10 protein-coding genes and 2 rRNA genes are annotated in these 21,397 nt (G+C 59.2%); 7 read left to right on the top strand and 5 right to left on the bottom strand.

The features are described 5' to 3' along the window. Together HBO11_RS28165 and HBO11_RS28160 are read left to right on the top strand one after the other, a co-directional pair. The coding region (locus tag HBO11_RS28165) for an immunoglobulin-like domain-containing protein (protein WP_346266884.1) at positions 1–8,585 on the top strand (8,585 nt) is incomplete at its 5' end. Positions 8,586–8,745: 160 nt separating this feature from the next. Then, positions 8,746–9,084, top strand: a complete 339-nt coding sequence (locus tag HBO11_RS28160; RefSeq protein WP_029300706.1) for a hypothetical protein — start codon at positions 8,746–8,748, stop codon at positions 9,082–9,084. Between the two features lie 14 nt (positions 9,085–9,098). Here HBO11_RS28160 and lapD read toward each other — a convergent pair whose 3' ends face one another. Together lapD and lapG are read right to left on the bottom strand one after the other, a co-directional pair. Further along, on the bottom strand, positions 9,099–11,045 hold the full coding sequence (gene lapD, locus HBO11_RS28155; RefSeq protein WP_169957168.1) for a cyclic di-GMP receptor LapD: 1,947 nt from the start codon (positions 11,043–11,045) through the stop codon (positions 9,099–9,101). Between the two features lie 14 nt (positions 11,046–11,059). Further along, complete coding sequence (gene lapG / locus HBO11_RS28150; protein ID WP_169957166.1) at positions 11,060–11,752, bottom strand: cysteine protease LapG; 693 nt, start codon at positions 11,750–11,752, stop codon at positions 11,060–11,062. A 266-nt stretch (positions 11,753–12,018) separates the two neighbouring features. On the opposite strand from lapG, the gene HBO11_RS28145 reads away from it, so the two are divergent. The 5 genes from HBO11_RS28145 to HBO11_RS28125 all read left to right on the top strand — a co-directional run bounded on the left by HBO11_RS28145 (position 12,019) and on the right by HBO11_RS28125 (position 18,858). Continuing rightward, on the top strand, positions 12,019–12,729 hold the full coding sequence (locus tag HBO11_RS28145; protein ID WP_169957165.1) for a GntR family transcriptional regulator: 711 nt from the start codon (positions 12,019–12,021) through the stop codon (positions 12,727–12,729). Between the two features lie 544 nt (positions 12,730–13,273). Then, positions 13,274–14,044: a DUF3050 domain-containing protein gene (locus HBO11_RS28140; RefSeq protein WP_169957163.1), complete on the top strand. Its 771-nt coding sequence runs from the start codon at positions 13,274–13,276 to the stop codon at positions 14,042–14,044. Beyond that, a complete protein-coding gene (locus tag HBO11_RS28135) occupies positions 14,041–14,988 on the top strand; it encodes a diiron oxygenase (protein WP_169957162.1) in 948 nt (315 codons plus the stop codon). The genes HBO11_RS28140 and HBO11_RS28135 overlap by 4 nt, the downstream gene beginning before the upstream one ends. Further along, positions 14,985–18,374, top strand: coding sequence for an amino acid adenylation domain-containing protein (locus HBO11_RS28130; protein WP_169957160.1), 3,390 nt, complete (start codon positions 14,985–14,987; stop codon positions 18,372–18,374). Before HBO11_RS28135 ends, HBO11_RS28130 begins: the two co-directional genes overlap by 4 nt. 22 nt (positions 18,375–18,396) lie before the next feature. Next, the gene (locus HBO11_RS28125; RefSeq protein ID WP_169957158.1) at positions 18,397–18,858 is read left to right on the top strand and encodes an SRPBCC family protein; all 462 of its coding nucleotides are present in this window, start codon (positions 18,397–18,399) and stop codon (positions 18,856–18,858) included. A 52-nt stretch (positions 18,859–18,910) separates the two neighbouring features. Here the strand turns inward: HBO11_RS28125 and HBO11_RS28120 are convergent, their stop codons facing one another. The 3 genes from HBO11_RS28120 to rrf (HBO11_RS28110) form a co-directional block, all read right to left on the bottom strand. Further along, positions 18,911–20,791, bottom strand: coding sequence for a methyl-accepting chemotaxis protein (locus HBO11_RS28120; protein ID WP_169957157.1), 1,881 nt, complete (start codon positions 20,789–20,791; stop codon positions 18,911–18,913). Positions 20,792–21,054: 263 nt separating this feature from the next. Continuing rightward, a 5S ribosomal RNA gene (gene rrf, locus HBO11_RS28115) occupies positions 21,055–21,170 on the bottom strand. 109 nt (positions 21,171–21,279) lie between these two features. Beyond that, positions 21,280–21,395, bottom strand: a 5S ribosomal RNA gene (gene rrf / locus HBO11_RS28110). Positions 21,396–21,397: the final 2 nt, after the last annotated feature.

Raw genomic sequence — 21,397 nt, 5'->3', positions numbered from 1 at the left:
AGGCGCCAGGCGATGACGTGTTCATCGACAAGAGCACCCAGACCGTCCAGATCACCGGCACTGACGGCGGCAACTTCGAGAAACTCGTGGTTGCAGGCGATGGCGCGACTACCACCATCAACGACACCATCGACAAGGTCGATGTGGTTCTGACCGCGACCAAAACTGTCGGTGAAGGCGGCCAGATCGTCTACACCGCTACCCTTGTGGATAAAAACGGCGCACCCGTCACTAACACCACAGGTCCACTGACCATCACCTTGGATAACAACCAGGTCATCACCATCGGTGTGGACAAGTCGAGCGGTACCGTTTCGGTTGTAGCGCCGGACGACGTCTACAAAGGCGACCAGACTGTCACTACCGGCATTAAAGAAGTCGCCGGTGGCGATCACTTTGAAAATCTGGTTCCTGGGACTGACAAGGTCACCACGACTGTTACTGATACCCCAGGTACCGATAACACCACGACCGTGACCCTGACGGCGCCGTCGGAAGTGAGTGAAGGTGGAAAAATCACCTACACCGCCACCTTGAGCAACAAGGCTGACACCGACGTCACCTTGACCCTCGACAACAAACAAACCATCACCATCAAGGCCGGCGAAACTGTCGGCACCGTGACAGTGGATGCCCCAGGCGATGACGTGTTCATCGACAAGAGCACCCAAACCGTCCAGATCACCGGGACTGACGGTGGCAACTTCGAGAAGCTCGTGGTTGCAGGCGATGGCGCGACTACCACCATCAACGACACCATCGACAAGGTCGATGTGGTTCTGACCGCAACCAAAACCGTGGGTGAAGGCGGCCAGATCGTCTACACCGCCACCCTTGTGGATAAAAACGGCGCACCCGTCACTAACACCACTGGTCCGCTGACCATCACCTTGGATAACAACCAGGTCATCACCATTGGCGTGAACCAGTCGAGCGGGACTGTCTCGGTTGTGGCTCCAGATGACGTGTACAAAGGCGACCAGACCGTTACTACCGGCATTAAAGAAGTCGCCGGTGGCGAGCACTTTGAAAATCTGGTTCCGGGGACTGACAAGGTCACCACGACTGTTACTGATACCCCAGGTACCGATAACACCACGACTGTGACCCTGACGGCTCCGTCGGAAGTGAGTGAGGGTGGCAAGATCACCTACACCGCTACCTTGAGCAACAAGGCTGACACTGACGTCACCTTGACCCTCGATAACAAACAAACCATCACCATCAAGGCCGGCGAAACTGTCGGCACCGTGACAGTGGACGCTCCAGGCGATGACGTGTTCATCGACAAGAGCACCCAGACCGTCCAGATCACCGGCACTGACGGTGGCAACTTCGAGAAGCTGGTGGTTGCTGGCGATGGCGCGACTACTACCATCAACGACACCATCGACAAGGTCGATGTGGTGCTGACCGCGACCAAAACTGTCGGTGAAGGCGGCGAGATTGTTTACACCGCTACCTTGGTGGATAAGAACGGCGCGCCGGTGACTAACATCACCAGCCCTGTGACTGTGACTCTGGATAACAACCAGGTCATCACCATTGGTGTGAACCAGTCGAGCGGTACCGTTTCGGTTGTGGCTCCAGATGACGTGTACAAAGGTGATCAAACCGTTACTACCGGCATTAAAGAAGTCGCCGGTGGCGAGCACTTTGAAAATCTGGTTCCAGGTACCGATAAAGTCACCACCGTCGTGACCGACACACCGGGCACCGATAACACTACAACTGTGACCCTGACAGCTCCGTCGGAAGTGAGTGAGGGTGGAAAAATCACCTACACCGCTACGCTTTCTAATAAAGCGGATACCGACGTCACCCTGACCCTCGACAACAAACAAACCATCACCATCAAGGCCGGTGAAACCGTCGGCACCGTGACAGTGGATGCCCCAGGCGATGACGTGTTCATCGATAAGAGCACCCAGACCGTCCAGATCACCGGCACTGACGGTGGCAACTTCGAGAAGCTCGTGGTTGCGGGCGATGGCGCGACTACCACCATCAACGACACCATCGACAAGGTCGATGTGGTGCTGACCGCGACCAAAACCGTGGGTGAAGGCGGCGAGATCGTCTACACCGCGACCTTGGTAGATAAGAACGGCGCGCCGGTAACCAACATCACCAGCCCTGTGACTGTGACTCTGGATAACAACCAGGTCATCACCATTGGCGTGAACCAGTCGAGCGGTACTGTTTCGGTTGTAGCTCCAGATGACGTGTACAAAGGCGATCAAACCGTTACTACCGGCATTAAAGAAGTCGCCGGTGGCGAGCACTTTGAAAATCTGGTTCCAGGTACCGATAAAGTCACCACCGTCGTGACCGACACACCGGGCACCGATAACACTACAACTGTGACCCTGACAGCTCCGTCGGAAGTGAGTGAGGGTGGAAAAATCACCTACACCGCTACGCTTTCTAATAAAGCGGATACCGACGTCACCCTGACACTCGATAACAAACAAACCATCACCATCAAGGCCGGCGAAACCGTCGGTACTGTGACAGTGGATGCCCCAGGCGATGACGTGTTCATCGACAAGAGCACCCAGACCGTCCAGATCACCGGCACTGACGGTGGCAACTTCGAGAAGCTCGTGGTTGCAGGCGATGGCGCGACTACCACCATCAACGACACCATCGACAAGGTCGATGTGGTGCTGACTGCAACCAAAACTGTCGGTGAAGGCGGCCAGATCGTCTACACCGCTACCCTTGTGGATAAAAACGGCGCACCCGTCACTAACACCACAGGTCCACTGACCATCACCTTGGATAACAACCAGGTCATCACCATCGGTGTGGACAAGTCGAGCGGTACCGTTTCGGTTGTAGCGCCGGACGACGTCTACAAAGGCGACCAGACTGTCACTACCGGCATTAAAGAAGTCGCCGGTGGCGATCACTTTGAAAATCTGGTTCCTGGGACTGACAAGGTCACCACGACTGTTACTGATACCCCAGGTACCGATAACACCACGACCGTGACCCTGACGGCGCCGTCGGAAGTGAGTGAAGGTGGAAAAATCACCTACACCGCCACCTTGAGCAACAAGGCTGACACCGACGTCACCTTGACCCTCGACAACAAACAAACCATCACCATCAAGGCCGGCGAAACTGTCGGCACCGTGACGGTGGATGCCCCTGGCGATGACGTGTTCATCGACAAGAGCACCCAGACCGTCCAGATCACCGGCACTGACGGTGGCAACTTCGAGAAACTCGTGGTTGCAGGCGATGGCGCGACTACCACCATCAACGACACCATCGACAAGGTCGATGTGGTGCTGACCGCGACCAAAACTGTCGGTGAAGGCGGCCAGATCGTCTACACCGCCACCCTTGTGGATAAAAACGGCGCACCCGTCACTAACACCACTGGTCCGCTGACTATCACCCTGGATAACAACCAGGTCATCACCATCGGTGTGAACCAGTCGAGCGGGACTGTCTCGGTTGTGGCTCCAGATGACGTGTACAAAGGTGATCAAACCGTTACTACCGGCATTAAAGAAGTCGCCGGTGGCGAGCACTTCGAGAACCTGGTTCCAGGTACCGATAAAGTCACCACCGTCGTGACCGACACACCGGGCACTGATAACACCACGACCGTCACCCTGACCGCGCCAAGCGCCGTCAACGAAGGCGGTAAGATCACCTACACCGCCACCTTGAGCAACAAGGCTGACACTGACGTCACCTTGACCCTCGATAACAAACAAACCATCACCATCAAGGCCGGCGAAACCGTCGGCACCGTGACGGTGGATGCCCCTGGCGATGACGTGTTCATCGACAAGAGCACCCAGACCGTCAAGATCACCGGGACTGACGGTGGCAACTTCGAGAAGCTCGTGGTTGCAGGCGATGGCGCGACTACCACCATCAACGACACCATCGACAAGGTCGATGTGGTGCTGACCGCGACCAAAACCGTGGGTGAAGGCGGCCAGATCGTCTACACCGCCACCCTTGTGGATAAAAACGGCGCCCCCGTCACTAACACCACTGGTCCGCTGACCATCACCCTGGATAACAACCAGGTCATCACCATCGGTGTGGACAAGTCGAGCGGTACCGTTTCGGTTGTAGCGCCGGACGACGTCTACAAAGGCGACCAAACCGTTACTACCGGCATCAAGGAAGTCACCGGTGGCGCGCACTTCGAAAACCTGGTTCCAAATACCGACAAGGTCACCACGACTGTCACTGATACCCCAGGCACCGATAACACCACCACCGTCACCCTGACCGCGCCAAGCGCCGTCAACGAAGGCGGCAAGATCACCTACACCGCCACCTTGAGCAACAAGGCTGACACCGACGTCACCCTGACCCTCGACAACAAACAAACCATCACCATCAAGGCCGGTGAAACCGTCGGCACCGTGACAGTGGATGCCCCAGGCGATGACGTGTTCATCGACAAGAGCACCCAGACCGTCAAGATCACCGGTACCGACGGTGGCAACTTCGAGAAGCTCGTGGTTGCAGGCGATGGCGCAACGACGCAGATCAACGACACGATCGACGATGTGAAGGTTGTGCTGACAGCCACCACCAGCGTCGCCGAGGGCGGCCAGATCGTCTACACCGCAAGTTTGGTAGACAAGAACGGCGTGGCCGTGACCAACGTGGGTTCCGACCTGGTGATCAAGCTGGACAACAACTTGATCATTACCATCGGTAATGGCAAGACCAGCAGCACTGCCAACTTCACCGCGCCGAATGATTTCTACATCGGCGCCAAGGACATTTCCGCCAAGATCACTAGTGTGGTCAGCGGTGGCGACAAGTATGAAAACCTGATCCCGGTCGGCACGCCAGTGGTTACCAAGGTAACGGACGTGACGAACGACACCGTGATCACCATCGCGGGCGATACCTCGGTTACCGAAGGCCAGACCGCTCACTACACGCTGAACCTGACCCAGCCGGCAGCCACCGAAGTCACGGTGACGCTCTCGTATAAAGGCGTGGCCCAGGACGGTTCGGACTTCAACGGCGTGTACACAGTGAAGATTCCGGCCGGCCAAAGCAGCGCGACGTTCGATATCAAGACCATCGACGACAAGCTGACCGAGCCTACGGAGAAGTTCGAGATCAGTATCTCCGGGACCTCCGGCGGCAATTTCGAGAACCTGGCTATCAGCACCACCAACGGTAAAATCGAAACGTCGATCATCGACAACGACGCACCACCGGCCATCGACCTGGACGCCAACAACTCCAGCGGCGCCACCGGTAACGACTTCAAGACCACGTTCACCGAAGGCGGCACTGGCGTGTCGATTGCTGACACCGACATCCGCATCACCGACCCGGACAGCACCCAGCTGACGGGCGCCACGGTGGTGCTGACCAATACTCAGCCGAACGATTCGTTGAGCTACACCAGCGTCCCGGGCATTACCGTGACCCCGGTCACGGACCCGGTCACCGGCAAGATCACCCTGACCCTCACCGGTACGGCGTCGCTGGCTGACTACATGTTGCAGATCAAGAACATCACGTTCAGCAACAGCAGCGAAGACCCAAGCACCACGCCACGGACCATCACCGTGACCGTGACCGATGGCGGCAACTACTCGAACGTGGCGACTACCACGGTCAACGTAGTGGCGGTCAACGACGCACCGGTTGCCACTGGCAGTGCCGTCACCGGTACCGAAGACACGCCGCTGAAGCTGACCTGGGCCAACTTTGGGGTCACCGATGTGGATTCCCCGCAGGCCAGCCTCGGGGTGAAAATCACCGAGCTGCCGGTGGCCGGCAAGCTGCAGTACCTGGCAGCGGACGGCACGACCTGGACCAACGTGACCGCCGGCCAGACCTTCACAAAGGCGCAGATCGACGGCGGCCAGTTGCGCTTCACGCCAAACGCCAACGAATCCGGAGCCGACGGCTACGGCGGCACGGGTGTGGGCAACAAGCAGGCGGACTACGCACAGTTCAAGTTCCAGCCAACCGATGGCAAGGACCTGGGCACCAGCACCACCGTGAAAGTCGACATCACCCCGGTTGCAGATGCGCCGACCTTGAGCGTTGCCGATAACAACATTGCGTCGGTCGGCCTGACCAAGCAGAGCTGGAACAGCATTGCGAACCTGGGCACCAACGGCAACGGCGCCTCGCCGACCGTGTTGAAAAACGCCATCGATAACGCCGGCACGCCAACCAGCACGACGGTTTCGACCACCGTCCTACCTACTGCCGATGTGCCTGGCGGTGCCGGCTCGAAGACCTCCGGCCTGATCTACCTGGAAGCCGGCAAGTCGTACACCTTCAGCGGCTACGGCGATGACAGCATCCTGGTCAATATCGGCGGCAAAGATGTGGCCAGCGGTACCTGGGGCTCCAACTCCGGCCAGTTCAACGGTACGTTCACCCCGACCAGCAACGGCTACTACAGCATTGATATCTACCATGCCAACCAATCAGGTCCGGGCAGCTTTGATCTCAAGCTGTCGGTCAACGGTGGCACCGCAACCAACCTGAGCAACACCACGATGCCGATCTACACCGGCATCAACGACCTGATCAGCGCCGGCGCGCAGGTATCTGACCTGCACGGCACCAACGGCCAGGGCTACTACGACGCGTACAAGCTCAACGAAGGGCTGGAAAACGGCACGGTCAAACTGACCAAGGTCACCACCGGCCTGACCGATACCGACGGTTCTGAAACCCTGAGCGTGAAGATTGGCAGCATTCCGGTGGGCGCAGTGCTCAGCGATGGTGCCGGGCATACCTTCACCGCGACCCAGGGCCATACCGAGGTGGACGTCACCGGTTGGAACCTCAACAACCTGAGCCTCAAGCCACTGCCTTACACCAGCGGCCAGTACAACCTGACCGTGACCTCGACCTCCACCGAAAGCCTCGGCGGCTCTGCCCAAACCGTGGCTAATCTGCCGGTCAAGGTGTACCCGGCAACCTACAGCGGGAGCACGGCGACTTCGGGCGATGACAACGTCAGCGGTACCAGTGGCAACGACATCATTGTGGCGGACGTTTCGGGCCTGAACGTGGTCCAGGGCAAGAACTACAACATCGCGTTCATGATCGATACGTCGGGCAGTATGGGCGACGACTCGGTGGCGGCGGCGAAAGCCTCGCTGACCACCGTGTTCAACTCACTGAAAAACAGTATCGGCTCCAGCACCTCTGGCACCGTGAACATCTTCCTGGCGGACTTCGATTCCCAAGTCAACCAGACCGTTACGGTCAACCTGAAAGACCCAGGCGCCCTGGCTGCCCTGCAGAAAGTCCTGGACTCGATGGTGTCTGAAGGCGGGACCAACTACGAAGACGTGTTCAAGGCCGCATCCAACTTCTTCAACAGTGCCAAGGCGACCAGTAACACTGGCGCAATCAACACAACGTACTTCATCACCGATGGCCAGCCGACGTTTTACCAACGCAGCGAGCAGGGCAACCCGACCTTGTACGGCAACGTCAAGCTGGATGATGTCGTCAACATGAACAACTACACCTTAGGCACCGCCACCAGGATCACTATCGACTCGACTCACCTGATTGATATTGATGCTGTCGGGAAAATGACGCTCTGGATCAACAACGGGGGCTGGTCGCAGTACAACCCGGGAGTCATCCACGCCCAAGGGGATGGCACTTTTGAGCTGTCGGTGCGCGACGGTTATGGCAACTATACCGACACCGCCACCACCACCAACTCCAATAGCGCATTTGCACTGCTCAAGGGCCTGTCCACCGGCGGTGTCGAAGCCATCGGCCTCAACAGTGGCGTCAGCCTGGATCAGTTGAAACCGTACGACAGCGATAACAAGCCACAAGCCAACATCGATCCCAAGGATCTGGCCAACGCCATCCTCGGTAGCAGTGAGGCCACCCTGCCGGGTGCCGACCGTGTCGATGGGGGTGACGGCAACGACATCCTGTTTGGCGACCTGGTGAGCTTCCCGGGCATTACCGGCGAGGGCTACAACGCTATCCAGTCCTACGTGGCAGGGAAAAACGGCGTGGCGGTTGCTGCCGTCACCGGCCAGGATGTGCACAAGTACATCACCGAGCACTACAACGAGTTCAACACCTCGGGGGCCAAGGACGGTAATGACACCCTGCTGGGTGGCTCGGGTGATGACATCCTGTTCGGCCAGGGCGGCAACGACTACCTGGACGGGGGCAAGGGCAACGACATCCTGCTGGGCGGCACGGGTAACGACACGCTGATCGGCGGCCAGGGCAATGACATCCTGATCGGCGGTACCGGTGCCGATACCTTCGTCTGGAGATCCGGTGACGTCGGCAACGACGTGATCAAGGACTTCAAGGCCTCGGAAGGCGACCGTATCGACCTGCGCGACCTGCTCAAGGGTGAAACCGACAGCACCATCGACAACTTCCTGAAGTTGACCACGGTGGATAACGTGACCACGCTGCAGATCAGTTCCGAAGGCAAGCTCAACGCTGCCGGCGGCCTGGCCAACGCGGATGTGACGATCAAGCTGGAAGGTAACAACTGGTCCGGGCAGACGATCAATTCGTTGATCAGTGGTGCTGACCCGACCATCAAGGTCGATCACACCTAATGAACCAATGACCCGGCCGCCTCTTGAGGCGGCCGATTCATTTGCGGCCACCGTTCGCTGGCATGGGGCAACGATTGCACGGCATACTCACGCCCAATCGCGCTCCGTTGGCCTATGCTGCTGACAGGCTGTCGTCAGTTCTCCTCATGAGGGATGTTCAATGTTCTACGTGCAACGTGATGCACAGGGTGAGCTGATTCGCGCCGAAGCGGTTGCCTTCGCCGAATCGACCGGCACCCTGCCCGCGGATCATCATGAGATCCAGGCCTGGTTTGCCAATGAAGAAGCGGAGCTGAGCCTCAAGCAACTCAAGCACAGTGACTCGGAGATGATCCGGGTGCTGGAAGACTTGATTCAGGTGCTGATCCAAAAAGGCGTGATCAACCTCACGGACCTGCCGGTGGCTGCCCAAGCCAAGCTCAAGGACCGTAGCAACGCACGGGAATCACTGGGTGGCCTGAGCCACCTGATCAATGATGATGAGACCGGCCTGATCTGAGGCCGGCCACGGCCTCAGCGCCAGGGCGCCGGCTCGCCAAACAGCTGGCCCTGCACGCCAAAAATCCCCATCTCGCGAATCACCTGCAACTCACCTTCGGTTTCGACCCGCTCGGCAATCAGCGGCAAGTCGATGCTGTGGGCTGCGCGCTGGATGGCTTCGATAAACAGGCGCTTGTCGCTTTCCTGGTCGATGTCGCGGATGTAGCTGCCATCGATCTTCAGGTAGGCCAGGCCCAGGCGCGCCAGGTTGCCGATCATGCTGAAGCGCCCGCCAAAGCGTTGCAGGCTGAGGGAAAAATTCAGCTCCCGCAGACGCTGGGTCAACTGCTCCAGCACGGCCTGTTCAGGCAGTTGCTCTTCACCGATTTCCAGGGTCAGGCGCGGGCCCAGGTTGGAATGCTGACGCAGCAGGTCGAAGACGCGGTTCAGCGCTTGCGGGTCGGCCAGTGTGGCCGCAGACAGGTTCAGGGCCAGCGACTGCTCGTGGCTGGCCATCTGTTTGAGCACCAGTTCCAGCATCACCCGGTCCAGGCGCGCCGACCAGCCAAAGCGCTCAAGCCAAGGCAGGAAGCGCCCGGCGGGGATGGTATGACCCTGGTCGTCGACCAGCCGCGAGAGGACTTTGTAATGCAGGATCAGTTGCGGATCCTGAGTGGCCACTACCGGCTGGAAGTACAGCTCGAAGCGTTGTTGGGTCAGCGCCTGGTCCAGCAGTGTGTGCCAGGCATGGTGATCGTCGCCGACGCTGGCGGCCGCGCTGTGGTCCAGGCACACCCAGCTGACATCCCCCAGGGTCTCGGCCTGGGCCAGCGCTTGGTCGGCCAGGGTCAGCAGGGCTTGCGGCGAATCACCGTGATTGAAAGGCGCCAGGCCAATACAGGCGACCGGCGACACATCACTGGCACCGGTGGCTTGCAGGCTTTGCAAGGTGCTTTCCAGGTTCTGCGCCAGCTGCAACGCCTCTTCACGCATCAGCCCCGGCGCCAGCACGGCGAATTCGCCACCGCGGATTCGGGTGACCAGGTTGTGGGTTTCCGGGTACGGCTCGCACTGGCGCAGCAGTTGCTCGCCAACCGCCTGCAGCAGTTGGTCGGTACGCTGGCCGCCGAGGCGCTGGTTGAGGCCGGCCAGGTCCTTGACCCGCAGCACCAGCAAGTAGCCTGAACTGGTCTCTTCGGGGTTGCTGACCCGCGCGTTGAGTTGCATCTCGAAATAGCGACGGTTGGCCAGGCCTGTGAGGTTGTCCTGATAGGACTCCACCCGCAGCTTTTCGCTGCGCTCGGCCTGTTCCTGGAATAGCGCCTTGAGCTTTTCCACCATCTGGTTCATCGCCTGCACCACGCGGCGCAGTTCCGGGGTGCGCGGCAGATCCGGCAGGCTCAGGAACTCGCGGCGGGCAATGGCGTGGGACTGCTTGACCATGTAGTCCAAAGGCTTGAGCTGGCGGCGCAGCAACAACGCGCCCAGCACCGCACTGACGGCGCCGCACAACAGCAGCCAGCCGAGGCTGCCCAGGGCGCTCTGCCACAGCTTGGCCAGGGCGAACATCGGATGGCTGACCACCTCGACCCGCGCCGCCTGCTCCCAGCCACGGCTGACCAGGGCGTCGCCACCGGCCGGCTCCAGGCCGATCATCTTGACGAACCAGTTGGGCACGCCGTTATTGTCGGGGATGCCGCTGCGCTCGACGATGACCTGGTCATTGGTCACGTCGATCACGCGGATGCTGGCGTAATAACCGCTGTCGAAGATCGAGCTGACCAGCAGCTCGACCATCGCCGGGTCGTCGATATTGGGCGTCAGGGACAGCGCCAGGGCGGTCGCCGCATCCTGCGCGTGGGAGCGCAACTGGTTCACGTATTGGGTACGCGAGCTTTCCAGGCTGACCATGAAGCTGCCGCTGAAAGCGACCACCAGGAACAGACAGATAGCGATCAACAGCTGTTTGAACAGTGACATCTGAACAGTTACTCCTAGTTGGCCGGCTCGGCTGGGAAGCCTTCCGCACGCATTTTTTTCAGCACATCCTGCCAGCGCGACAGGCGCTTGGTGTCGCCGACCTTTTTGTTGCCCTTGGCGCCCGGCAGGTACAAACCTTCGGCGTTGAAGGAGTAGACCGGCAGCAAGTCGGTCCGTTGGCTGGCAGGCTGGATTTCGTCGATCAGGCTGTCGAGCACCAGCGGCATGGCCTCTGGCGTCGAATAATAGGTCAAGACCATATGGGCGCGATTCTGCCGCAATGCCTTGACGTAGGTAATGCGCAATTTGTCGCTGGAGACACCCAGGTGCCGGAGGCTGAAATATTTGGCGATGGCATAGTCTTCACAGTCGCCGGCGCCCTTCCACAGGGCTTCGATGGGCGTTTCCCAGTAATCGACCTGGTTCCACAGGTCGATGTCTTCGACATAGCGCACCCGTTTGTTGAAGAACAGGTTGACCACCTTGAGCTGCTCCAGCTCGCTGCCTTGTTTTTGCGTGGCCAGCAGCCGCTGCCAGTCATCGATACGCTGCTGGCCCGCGCCCAGTGGCCCATAGAGCGTGGTGGCACGCCGGCTGATCTGGGAGAAATCCCAATCGGCATGCAGCCCGCCAGGCAACAAGCCAGCCAGCAGCAGCGCTGAAAACAACCAGCACAGGATCCGCGAGGGAGTAAAACGTACCGCCAATGGCTTCAGTCCGTAGAAAGAGACGGAGAATCAATCGATGGTGAAGGGTCGGTCGGCAAAAGACAATGGCACGGTGCAATCACTGAGCTTAAGCAATCGCGCCTTGTAAGACGCCAGCAAGCCATAATGTGCGATGAAAAACCGCGCTGTTGAGTCGCTTACAAAGGGAAACCTTGCCTGTTTGACAAGCCTGCATGCAATCTCTAGTGTTCTTTGGATCCAATTAGCCAAAACCCATTCCAACAAGAAAGGAGGATAGCGTAGTCGTGACGCACAAGCCGAACCCTTTGAGCAGCATCAAGATCAGTGGGCCCATTCCCGCTCACCTCGCCCGCTCCGTTATTGAAGAAACATTGCGCAACGCCATACTGGATGGCCGCCTGCCTTGCGGCACCGCCATGCGCCAGCAAGAGCTGGCCAGCCTGTTCGGAGTCAGCCGTATGCCGGTGCGCGAGGCCCTGCGCCAGCTGGAAGCCCAGTCGCTGCTGCATGTTGTCACCCATAAAGGCGCCGTGGTCGCCCCGCTGATTGAAGATAACTCGGCGGAAACCTACGCCCTGCGAATTCTCCTGGAGTCGGAGGCGTTGCGCTTGTCGATCCCATTGCTGGGCACAAGTGATATCGAGCAGGCGGGTGCCTTGATCGACACCCTTGAGCACGAAACCGACTACAACGAAATCGGCCGGCTCAACCGCCTGTTTCACATGGCATTGTATGGCAAGGCTCCCAACCAGCGGTTGTTGAGCCTGGTAGAGCACGGGCTGAACGAGGAGGAGCGGTTCCTGCGTTTCAACCTCGAAGCCATGGGGCTGGGCGAAACTTCCCAAGAGGACCATCGCGAGTTGCTCACCCTGGTCGCGCAGAAAAAGGTCGAGGAAAGTGTACTGACCCTGCGCAATCACCTCATGCGCGGGATGGAAGTGATCACTCACTACCTGAACGGCCTCGAGCAGGAGAACGACAAAGGGGCGCGTTGATTTCTCCCGGCTTTAGCCGCTACGTGCGCGACCTGGATTGCCAGGCGCCGCACACGTCCAAAGCCGGCCTCTGCTGCCGTCACCCCTTGGCCGCTCCGGCAACCGACTCGACATTGACCGTCAGGAAACATCCAGCATTGCAAATGCAAAAGCGGATTTAAGCCTGGTCATTAAGTCCAATAATTTAAAACCTGCAAACAAGGAGGAAAGTTCTCACATCGAACAGTAAGCTCGACTACGAAACATTCCTTCCTGCAAAAAAACCTTATACAACTCTTAAAGTATTTGAATACTTAACCAAGTGATTATCCTTTAATTGGTCTTGGCACTTCAGTCGAAAGCGTAGGCACAGGCTTAGGCACGGCTGTGGACGACAAACTATCCAATAAGTCTAAGTTGCTTTGTCACTACTTGTTGCTTGCCGGATAACCAAGCCAGCTGTGTCATTCCCATGACTGCGCGACGCAACACTTACCTGTAATGCACACTTGGTTCTAAACAACCTTTTTATTTGAGTCGGCATAACGACTTATAGGCATTAACCATGTTTCAACTCCAAGAACTACTCAGACAAAAAAAACTGCAACTACATGAACATCCGATTTTCCTGGAAATCAACTCTTTCCCGCAGTTACAGCACTTTATGCAGAACCATATTTTCGCCGTCTGGGACTTCATGACCCTGACCAAACGCCTGCAACAGGACCTGACCTGCGTGCGCCTGCCCTGGCTCCCGCCGGCGGACCCGCAGGCCGCGCGGCTGATCAACGAAATTGTCCTCGACGAGGAATCGGACCTGCGCCTGGGCGACGGGCATAGCAGTCACTTCGAACTGTACCTGGAGGCAATGCGCGAGGTAGGGGCCTGCACCACCACCATCGAACGCTTCATCGCGTTGCAGCGAGAGGGTGCAAGCCTCGACAGTGCCTTGGCGCAGATCACGCTTGATCCTGCGGTAGAGCGCTTTGTGCGGCACACCCTGGACGTCGCCCTGAACGCCCCGACCCACTGTGTAGCCGCGACCTTCCTGCATGGCCGGGAAAGCGTCATCCCGGCGATGTTCAAGCGCATCCTGCAGGGCAGCGACGTCGCCCACCGGCAGGCCCCCAGCTTGTGCTACTACCTCCAGCGCCACATCGAGCTGGACGCTGAGGGCCATGAGCCGGCCGCAGAGCGCCTGCTCCGACGCCTGACACTGGCGGACCCGGTGCTCGAACAACAGGCCTGGAACGCCGCCCTCAGCGCCGTAGAGAGCCGCATTGCCTTGTGGGACGGCCTGCGCCAGCACGCAGGCCGCCAGGAGGTGAGCCTGTGAACGCCCTCGACTATCGCTCGTTCGCAGCCGACTGGGAGCATCAGGCGACTATCCGCACTCGCCCGCGACGCCTGCTGGAAGATGACGACAAGTTGATCTACCCCCTGTGTCGCCAACCGCTGGTACTCAGTGCGGGTTTTCTCGAGCACTGCCCGCAGTGGCGCGATTTTGTACTGGTGCAGACGCTCTACAAATTCCTCAACGACGTGGTGATCTTTGAGACCGAGATCGTCGATAGAACCGCACGGAGCATCGCCAAGAATCATTTTTCAATCCCCTTCCCTACCGCGTGCCGCTACGACGCCATGACCGTGGTGGTCGATGAGGATTATCACGCCCTCGTTGCCCTGGACTTCATGCAGCAAACGCAGGAAAAGACAGGTATTGCACCGCTGCCGCTACCGGCCGCCATCGAGTTGAGCCGTGCCATCCCCATCGCTCAGGCCCAGGCACCGGCGCATCTGCGTGATGCGGTGGAGCTGGTGTGCGTGGCGATTGCCGAGAACACGGTCACCCATGACGTGGCGGCGTTTGCCAAGGATGACAGCGTCAAGCAGTCGGTCCGGGGCCTGATGGCCGACCACCTGGCTGACGAGGGCCGCCACGCCAGCTTCTGGACCTGCCTGGTAAGGCTCTACTGGCAAACGGCAAGCGAAGAGGATCGCGACGGCATCGCCCGAACCCTGCCGGTGTTCCTGCAACACTATTTGACCAATGACCTGCAAAGGGACTTCGACCGACTGTTGATCGAACATCTGGATGTGCCGGCGCACACTCGCCAGGCGCTGCGGGTCGAGGTACAGACCCCGGCCTTTCCCATCACCCGCCAGCACCCGCTGATCGGCAACATCATGGGGTTCCTGCGCCGCAGCGGGTTGCTGCAAACCTCGTGTGTCGCCCATGCGTTGAGTGCCTACCTGCCGGCAGCCGGGGGCCAGTCATGAGACGCCTTGGGATTAGCCTGGTCGGTAGCAGTGCGGCCTTGCATGAGCTGGGGCAGGCACTGCAACCCTATGGGCATGACCTTGCCGCGCAGGCGCCGGCAATCGACTTGCTGATTGAAGATGGCACCCAGCCCCTCGCCCAGGAGCTGGCCGGCGTGACCATGATGAGCCTGCGCCTGTGCATCGGCCCGATGAGTGAGTGTGGCCTGCCAGCCCTGCAAATACGCTGCTATGACCGCACACGCCAGCTGCTGGCCGCGCTGGACCTGACACCGCCAGCCTGTGGCAACGGCCAACGACTGCGACGCCAGGCAGTGACGCGCCTGGTCGAGTGGGTCGCGCTGCAGGTCAGCGGCTTTTCGCGCAACCCCGGGCACTTCACACAACGTGCTAGCGCCGCCACGTTTGCCGAGCAGAGCCTGCAAGGCCTGGAAGGACTGGCCTACCTGCATCGCCTCAACCGGACCGCTGACCCGGCGCTCCTGCAAAAAGCCCGGACGCCGCTGATCAAACAGTTGGAGCAGAGCTTGCGGGTCTTCGCCGACCGGCCGGCCCTGGAGATTGCCGGGCTTAGCCTGAGCTATCGACAGCTGTTGCGACACAGCCTGGCCATCCGGCAGGTTCTACAACCCTTGCTCGGGCCGGGGCCGGCGCCCGTGGTCGGGATCTGCCTGGGCAAGTCGATCGAGTTGTACGCCAGCATTCTGGCGACCCTGGGTTGCGGCGCGGTGTATCTGCCGCTCGAGCCGGGCCACCCGCTGCCGCGCCAACGAGCCATGCTGGAAAACGCCGGGGCCGTGGTGTTGCTCGATGATGGCCAACATCCCTTGCGCAAGCATTTCATGGCTGTGGACGTCAGCCGCATGGACAGCCAGCACGTGGACGACAATTGCCCCTTGGCGCTCACCTCGCCCACGGCTGATAGCGCCAGCATGGTGCTTTACACCTCGGGCACTACCGGCCAGCCCAAGGGGGTGTTGCTCAGCCAGCAAAACCTGGCGCATTTTTCGGCGTGGTACAGCCAGCATGTCGAACTCAGCGAGCACAGCCGTGTACTGCAATTTTCGTCCGTGAGTTTCGACTCTTCGCTGGTCGATCTCTTTCCAGCCCTGAGCCAGGGCGCGACCCTGATTGTTCCCAGTGAAGAACAGCGTCGTGACCCACTCCAGTTGGTTGAACTGATCCAGCAACAGCGCGTTACCCATGCCTTCCTGCCGCCGGCGCTGTTGAGCCTGCTGCCAATGGACCGACCGTTGGGCCTGCAGCACCTGCTGACCGGCGGTGATATCTGTGAGCCCCATGTCATCCGGCAGATGGCGGGGCAATGCGCCTTGCACAACCTCTATGGCCCGACGGAAGCCACAGTACTGGTCAGCAGCCGTCGGATGCAGGCTGACGACAGCAACCTCAACCTCGGCATACCCATCGCCAACAGCCAGGTGCTGATCCTCGACGAGCAGCGCCAGCCGGTCGAAGACCAGGTAGTTGGCGAGGTGTATATCGTCGGCCCCGGGGTAAGCCTTGGGTATCTGAACCAGGCACGCCAGACCGCCGAGCACTTTGTGCGCCTTGGGCTGCCTGACGGCCAGGCCTTGCACGCGTACCGCACGGGCGACATGGCGAAATGGACGGCCGAGGGTATCGCGCTGGTCGGGCGCCAGGACCAGCAGGTGAAGATCCGTGGTTTTCGGGTCGAGCCCCAAGAGATCGAGCAGTGCTTGCGCGCCAGCCAGCTGTTTCGCCAGGTCGCGGTGGTGATTGACCGTGATCGACGGGTCCTGGCGTTTGTGGCACAGCCTGATCCCAATGGTTCGGGCGCAGCCCTGGCCGCGCTCAAGCAACATGCCAGGCAAATGCTGCCGGACTATATGCAGCCGACCGTGTGCACAGAGCTGACGAGCCTGCCCTCTGGCAGCAATGGCAAGGTTGACCGCCAGGCCTTACTGGCGCTGACGGTTCAAGCCGTCTCGGAAAACCCTCAACGCCACCCCCAAACACCGCTGGAAGGGCAATTGCTGGGCCTGTGGAGTGAACTGCTGGGGTTGCCGGTCGACGAGATGTCGACTGACGACAGCTTTTTCCATCTCGGCGGTCACTCCATTCTGCTTTCAACCATGCTCCTGCGGATTCGCGAGTTGTACGGGCGCAGCCTGCCCCTCAACCGGTTTATCGAAGCGCCAACGGTGCAGACCCTCGCCGCGTTGATGAGCGACAGCCTGCCAGGTGCTGCCCCCAGCGACCGGGCGATCAGCGACGCGCTACGCGCGCTGGACATAAGCCTGTTGCCAGGAGCGCGCGCGGGCAATCGCCACAAGGCGATCGTGACCGGCGCCAACAGCTTTTTGGGTGTGCACATCGTCGAGGCCTTGCTGATGGCCGGAGCGACAGAAGTCGCCTGCCTGGTGCGCGAAAACCCAGGGCAATCAGCCGCTACACGGTTTGCCGAGGCGTTGCGTGAATACCGCCTGGAACACCTGGACCTGAGCCGCGTGCGTGTGTACGCCACCGACCTGCGCCGACCTCGCCTGGGGCTTGAGGCCCATGTCTATGAACACCTTGCCCGCCAGTACGGGGTGCTGATACACAGCGCGGCCCACGTCAATCACGTCATGGACTACGCATCGCTGGCCAAGGACAACGTGGAACCGGTGCTTGAGTGCCTGCGACTGTGCGAAACCCACTGTAAGAAGGTGCTCAATTTCGTCTCCACATTATCCGCGTCAAGCAGCGTCGGAGCCGACGGGCAGGTGCTTGAAGCGCCTGCGGCAAGCACCCCGCCGCTCTACATCAAGAACGGCTACAACCTTTCCAAATGGGTGGCTGAACGCCTCTTGGGGCGCGCTGCGGGGCAAGGCGCCTGGATCAACATCTATCGCCCCGGGAACATCAGTTTCAATAGCCGCAACGGCGTCTGCCAACCGCACAAAAACCGCCTGATGCTGATGCTCAAGGGCTCGCTGCAGTTGGGCCGGGTGCCACGCCTGGGCTTGAACTTCGACCTGATGCCGGTGGATTTCCTGGCGCAGTTCATTGCCTTCCACAGTGGCAACTGCGTTGCCGAGCGCAGCGTGTTCAACCTGCACAATCCGCAGCCACTGCGGTGGGAAACCTACGTGGAGTCGTTCCGCCAGGCAGGTCATGCGTTCGAATTGGTAAGCGTGGCGGATTGGCAACACCAGCTAGGTGAAGTAGGTCGCGAGAATGCCCTGTTTGGCGTGCTCGGGTTTTACCTCAATGGGCTGGGAGAAGACATTGGCGATATCTCGATGATTCGCCACGAGAACGCACGCTATGGCGTCGAGCAGATGGGCATGCAATACCCCGAAAAAGCACCCGCGCTGTTACGCAGAGGGTGCCAGTACCTCAATGCCATCGGCTTTCTGTGACACCGCCACCAGGGAAAAACTTATGAGACAGCTGCAACCCGATACGTTGATCCAAAACCCCGTGGGCAGGCCTGTGGTGTCATCTGTGGCGATTGCCTGCAGCGCCGTCAACCTGTGGGGGGTCGTGGGTCGCTTCGCAGGCTTTGACGCGTTCATCCCTGCCCTGGCAGGTATCACGATGATCGGCAGCGGTGTGGGATCGCTGCGCAAGAAATGCTTCCACGACGGCAATGTGGTCGTGGAACAGCTCAATAGCCACGATGCGCAGGCGATGCACATGACCTGGACGACGATCTATAACACCTTGGGCGTGGCCCGGCTGTGGGCTGCAATGAGCGTTGAGTCGCTGGGGGAGAATCAGGCGCGGGTGACCTGGACCATCATCGCCGAACCCGTTGATGCCAGCGACAAAGAGGGATTTGAACAATTCATCCAGGCCTTCGCCGACAGTGCACTGGATAACGTGCGCCGACTGCTTGGCTGAAAAAAATGGCGCAGTACATTGCTGCACTGCGCCACATTGACTGGCAGGGTGATCAGATCTTGAAACTGTCGACCAGTTGCTTCAAGCGATTGGCTTGTTGTGACAGCGCGTCACAGTCTTTCAAGGTCTCGTTGAGGTTGGCCACACCTTGTTGGTTCAGCAGGTTGATCTGGTTGATATCAACATTGAGCGTCTCCACCACGGCGGTCTGCTCCTCGGTGGCAGCGGCCACCGACTGGTTCATACCGTCGATCTCGACGATACGCTGGGTCACGCTGATCAAGCGTTCACCGGCCTGGTTGGCAACCTCGACGCTTTCTTCGCTGGACACCTGGCTGGCATTCATCGTGGTCACGGCTTCGCGTGAGCCGATCTGCAACGAGGTGATCATCTTGTGGATCTCCTCTGCCGACTCCTGGGTACGGTGGGCCAGGTTGCGCACTTCGTCAGCCACCACGGCAAAACCACGGCCGGCTTCACCAGCACGGGCGGCTTCAATAGCGGCGTTGAGGGCCAGCAGGTTGGTTTGCTGGGAGATGCCTTTGATCACATCGAGGATATGGCCAATGTTGTCGGTACTGGCATTCAAGGTTTCGATCTGCGTACAGGACAGGCTGATCTTCTGCGACAACTCGGACATCGCCAGGATGGTTTTCTCTACGACCTGGCGACCGTCATCGGCTTGCTCGCTGGCGCCACTGGCGTGTTGCGAGGCGTCAGCGGCGTTACGGGCGATTTCCTGGGTGGCGGCACCCAGTTCGTTAATGGCCGCGGCAACGCTGTTGGTACGGGCGCTCTGCTCGTCAGAACCGATGATCGAAGCGTTGGACGATGCCATCACGCGCTGGGAAAGATCGTGTACATGCCTGGTCGCCGAGGACACTTCGCTGATCGAGGCATGGATACGCTCGACAAACTGGTTGAACGCACTACCCAGCTCCCCGAATTCATCTTTGCTTTCCACGACCAGGCGGCGGGTCAGGTCGCCCTCGCCCTGGGCAATGTCTTGCATGGCGCGACCCATGGTGGTCAGCGGGCGCATCAGCACCTGGATCAACAGGCTCAGCAATACGGCAATTGCAGTGACGGCAATGAACATTGCGATCAAGGCGGAGGTGCGGAACTTACTTAGGGGGGCGTAGGCTTTGTCTTTATCGATCGACAGCCCTATGTACCAGTCCGCACCAGGCAAGCCGCTGATCGGGGTGAAGGACAGGATGCGGTCCTGGCCATTGAGGACCACATCCTGGTTGATCTTCTCAATACGGACGGTGCTGCCCGGATAGATATCCTTGAGGTTTTTCATTACCTGTTCTTGGTCAGGACTGACAATCACCTGCCCATCGCCGCTGACCAGGAACGCGTGGCCAATCCCGCCGAAGTCCACCGAGTTGATGATCTTCACCAAGGTTTGCAGGCTCAAGTCGCCACCCACTACACCCAACAGCTCACCATTTTTCTTGACCGGCATCGCGATGGTGACGATCAAACCACCGACGGCGGCCATATAAGGCGGGGTCAGCATGGGTTTGTCGGCAGCGACCGCTTGCTTGTACCAAGGGCGCTGACGCGGATCGTAGCCATCAGGCATTTTCGCGTCAGGACGCTGGGTGAAGACACCGTTGGTGGAACCGACGTAGGTGAACTGGAAGTTCGAGGTGAACGCCGGTTGATCAACCAGGCCGGGGAGGTCGGCATTGCTGCCTTGGTGAGCAACGTTCTGCGCAAGGTTCTCCAGGACCAGCACCCGGCCACTGAGCCAGTTCTGCACACTGCTGGCAGTCAGGTCACCCGACTGCTGGATAGATGACTCCAGGTTTTGCCTGATGGTATTGCGCTGCAGGTAGTCGTTGTACAACGTAAACAGCGCGAAGGCCAAAACCACGACGCCTGACGCGGCCAACAGAATTTTATGACTGAACTTGAGATTCATTTCATCGACTTCTTTTTGCCAAAAGGGGGTGAGCGTGCCGAATGCAACGTTCCATGTACGGTATAGGCGGACTCTACGACCGCTCTATTTCGGTGCACGCATGGCTCATCAGGCTTTCGGCCAAGGCTGGATAAATCTTAGGAATTTGTGGGATACATCTTCTTTTTATGTAAGAAGCCGACAGGCGGTCAGGATTGGACACTTAGGTCCCCAGAACGACAAAACCCCCGTCTGCGCTAGCAGACGGGGGTTTCGGAATTCAATCTTGACGATGACCTACTCTCACATGGGGAAACCCCACACTACCATCGGCGATGCATCGTTTCACTGCTGAGTTCGGGATGGGATCAGGTGGTTCCAATGCTCTATGGTCGTCAAGAAATTCTGTGTACCAGAGCGTTGCGCTAGCAACGGTCCGGTGAAATTCATGGACTTCTACATAAACAAAACCCCTGTCTGCGTTAGCAAACAGGGGTTTTGGAATTTAATCTTGACGATGACCTACTCTCACATGGGGAAACCCCACACTACCATCGGCGATGCATCGTTTCACTGCTGAGTTCGGGATGGGATCAGGTGGTTCCAATGCTCTATGGTCGTCAAGAA

The sequence above is a fragment of the Pseudomonas sp. WS 5010 genome, from assembly GCF_012985565.1.
Lineage (GTDB): Bacteria > Pseudomonadota > Gammaproteobacteria > Pseudomonadales > Pseudomonadaceae > Aquipseudomonas.
The sequence above is the reverse complement of the archived record's forward strand: the minus strand, read 5'-3'. Positions and strand labels throughout refer to the sequence as shown.